Source organism: Nostoc sp. CHAB 5715, assembly GCF_020829685.1.
In the GTDB taxonomy this organism is placed as follows: Bacteria; Cyanobacteriota; Cyanobacteriia; order Cyanobacteriales; family Nostocaceae; genus Nostoc.
In genome coordinates this window covers 1-3698 of record NZ_JAIVFR010000768.1, presented here as the reverse complement: position 1 = coordinate 3698, position 3698 = coordinate 1, and the positions used below count along the sequence as shown (strand labels likewise).

The window sequence follows — 3698 nt, the reverse complement described above, 5'->3', positions numbered from 1 at the left end:
ATAAAGCTGGCTGGTTGGCTCATCAAAAAATTTGTTGTAAAGTATGGTAATTCCACATTTTTTTGACTCCATTTGTTGTGTGCGATATTGATGGAGTTCTTCAGCCTTGGAGCGAATTTGATTAACTAATTTAGTGTCAGGGGTTTGGGGAAAGGGAAAGGTTTCAAAGCAGGTATTATGAGTGTAGCGAGTGTCACTCTTTAAAGTTGAACTTTGAGCTTTAACCCAAAAACGATGAACTTTAGATGTCAAAATTCCCAGAATGTAGAAGTCATCTGAAGCAACAACTGTAGTTGAGTCGGCTGGTAGCCAGTGAGGTTGAGCAGGAATGAAAATAAACCATTTAGAATGTCTAGGGACAATAAAGTAAAAAGGTAGAGCAGAAAGCGCTGTTCTCATTGCTTCATTAGTACGTTTAAATCTCCACCATTTTTCCCGTAAAATAGCTTCACGGTTTGTTTGCCGTTCTGCTTTAACATTAGTCTTCAAGTATTGAAAAGGAAGTTCGTATTCACTGACTTCCTCAATGCTAAAATTTTGAAAATCAATAATCCATCTTTTAGGTGTACCGTGAGGATTATCTGTCAAATCTGTAGCTGATGCAGAGAGCTTAAGAACTTCTTTATTCTTTGGATTAGCTTTAATCCAGTCTTTTACTTGGTGTTCAATTACAAAAAATCCTTTTCCATTCGGCTGAACACCTACAAAACTCTTATTCAAATTGGCTATTAAGTGAACTGTACATGAAACATTAATTATTGATGTGAGTGAAGACGTGATTTTTTTAACTATGCAATCATCTAGATAACAATTTTTAGGTTTTTGTTTACTCCAGTTAACAATACTCACATGAACATTTGCTTCTCCTGACCAAGGTTGAGTAGAAATCGCCTCATGAATATAACCATCATTTTGAGTAATGTAGTCTAAAGAAGCGGCTCTGCTTTTACCTTGACTAATAGAATTTGTAGCGACTAATCCGGCTCTGCCACTTTCTCCAATATGAATATGAGCTAACCGGAACCAGTAACAAGAAAAATCTATTTGTGCTTTAGCATCCGAAAATTTAGTAAATACTTTTTCTGTATAATTGTCTCCTAATGCTTGACGTATTCTAGAACCACCCAAAAAGGGTGGATTACCAATAATCGCATCAGCTTTCTGCCATTCACTAAACAGGGCATCCTGACAAACAATATTGTTATCTAAACTATCCAAAGGTAACGCAGGCTCAGTCAGCTTTAAATTATCAATAGCAATCTTTCGCGCAATCATCAACGTTACTCGTGCCAATTCCACTGCAAAAGGATTTGTATCCATTCCATAAAATTGCTGTGGTGTGACAAAACCCATTTGAATTTGCTTATCTTCAGATTTACGACGCTGTTTAATTGCATCTAACAGCAAAATTTCAATTCGCTTAAGTTCCTGATAAGCCATATACAAAAAATTACCCGAACCACAAGCTGGATCAAGTACGCGATAACTTTGCAGTTCCAATTGCAATGTAGAAAGTTCAGCAATTGTGCTTGCTGCTTCAATTCTTTCTTCCCAATAGCGGCTAATGGTTGGACGGACAATTTTCATAATGTCCGATTCTGAAGTAAAGTGAATTCCCCGCGCATGACGCTCTTTTTTATCCACCGTACCTTCAAACAAATTCCCAAAAATTGCTGGACGTACCTTACTCCAATTTTCTTTCGCCGATACATCCAAAAAATTCAATTCTTCTCTTGTCAACTCAATCGCATGAATCTGCGAAAATAACCCGCCGTTGAAATAATCCACACCTTTATAACGTCCCGCAGGTGTAATTCCTGGCAAATTCATTTCCCGAAATAAACCACCCAAAATATCATAGGAACTCGCCCCACTCATGCAATCCTGAACACAAGAAACAAACATATCACGGGGTAAAAGTTGCCTATCCTCTGCAAACATGGCCAGCACACATTGCAAAATGAAACGCTGCGCTGTTAACTTCTCAATCCCACGTTTTTCCAGTTCTAGCAGTAACTCTCCCATGCGACGCGCAGCACGTTCTGTCACCTCTAGCTGGTTGTTGCGAAAAACAGGAGTTTTGTCGCCAAACTCCATAAATGCAAAGGCTCCTGCCCTTTCTGGCAATTGTTCCAGCAGTATTACATCTACTGGTGTATCCAATTGGATATCAAAGTCAAAAATCCAAAATTCCTCAAAATTGCACAACAACACATAACGCGGACGGTCTGGTACTAAGCGCGTCCAATAATCAAATGCTTGGGAATAATGTTTACTTAAATCCTCCCCGCGCTTCTTCATCTCAATCAGCACACGGGGTTTCCACACCAAATCAGCAAAACCAGTTTTACCCTTTTTGCTGCCTTGTTTAATTGCCTCTTCGTAACTGGCTCCCGCTTCCAGCGCTCCCTCATGCCCAAACGCCCGAAAGAATCTATCTAAAAAGGTTTGCGCTTCCTTTTTTTCCTGTCCCTTGATGTGCTGCTTACAAAAGTTAACAAAATTATCTAGACTTTCAGGTGTCGCTGCTACCATTTTCGATTGAGAATTGCCTTAAGTATTTTTGGCAATTCCTATGTTATGAATTAATCAAGAAAAATGGAGTAATTATCCTTCCCAGTCCTGACGAGTATCGCACAGAAAATTGTCTGCGATCGCATCATCAAATAAATAAGGGCAATGCTCTGGAAAAGTTCGTAATGGTAAGTTAGTTTCTCGTAGTGCCAAATCCACTCCCGCTTCAAAGCCATCTAACAAGGCTTCTTCTATTCGAGACTTTAAGCTGGGGTTCTGTCGCAAATGTCTGTGGATGGTGCGACGCTGTTCTCGAATTGTTAAAAACCAACTGCGAGAGCGTTGTTCGGGTTGATACTCCCACTTCAAGAGATGACCGAGTAATACACTCAGACGGCTCACGAGTTCCCGATACTCCTGTCTCCCCAAAGCTTGAATTTCCTCTTGCAGGTGTTGCCAGTCTAGTTCCATAACTAGCCTCTGCTCTAATGCTTTAGCCTGCTGCTGTGTCCAGCCATAGAAGTCTTGGTCATACAAAAAAGATTTGTCCATATCCATAGAGTTGAATCTTGACAGCAAAAGACGAGAGCTATAGTGCTTCTGGGTTGAGTTCAATATAGACCTAACCCCCAGCCCCTTCCCTACAAGGGAAGGGGAGTAAAATTCAAAGCCTCTCTCCTTTTAGGAGAGAGGTCAGAGTGTATTGCATACAAACGAGAAACGCTATAGTTTGATGATTTAAATTCAATCCTGAACAAATATTCAACTTGCTTTTGCTTCATCCCCAGATGCTTCAGCCACAGCCGCCAATCTATCTGCCGCAGCTTGCACAATTTGAGCCACTTGGGCCAAAGGCATGTGCTGGATTTGTCTAAGAATCAGACTCAAATCTGAGGTTTCTGGAATTGGCTTGCCATCAATGCAACTGATTAACTCTTCCATTGTGTAGCCTGCTTTCGATGCGATTCGAGCCAAATTTTCTGTATCTGGTACCTTCACACCTTTTTCCCACATCTGAACAGCAGTAGCAGATACCCCCAAAAGCTTACCAAACGCTCGCTGACTCATTGAACCGCGAGCTAGTTTAATGATTTCAATCAGTTTTTGTTTGCTTTCGATCTTCACTGCTTATATAGCTAGCCAACTGTATTTACAAGTTTACTTTCAATATTACAAGTTTACTT

At 40.3% G+C, this 3698-nt stretch carries 3 protein-coding genes; all 3 read right to left on the bottom strand.

Annotated elements, in window-relative coordinates:
* Positions 1 to 2535 (bottom strand): DNA methyltransferase (locus LC574_RS30880; protein WP_229457398.1); only part of this gene is annotated, 2535 nt, incomplete at its 3' end.
* Positions 2536 to 2607: 72 nt separating this feature from the next.
* Positions 2608 to 3066, bottom strand: coding sequence for a DUF29 domain-containing protein (locus tag LC574_RS30875; RefSeq protein WP_229457399.1), 459 nt, complete (start codon positions 3064 to 3066; stop codon positions 2608 to 2610).
* Between the two features lie 210 nt (positions 3067 to 3276).
* Positions 3277 to 3639, bottom strand: coding sequence for a helix-turn-helix domain-containing protein (locus LC574_RS30870; protein WP_012410694.1), 363 nt, complete (start codon positions 3637 to 3639; stop codon positions 3277 to 3279).
* Between the last annotated feature and the right edge of the window lie 59 nt (positions 3640 to 3698).

Excerpts from the sequence above, each read along its gene's own strand:
- LC574_RS30875 (WP_229457399.1), bottom strand. The coding sequence starts at position 3,066 with ATGGACAAATCTTTTTTGTATGACCAAGACTTCTATGGCTGGACACAG.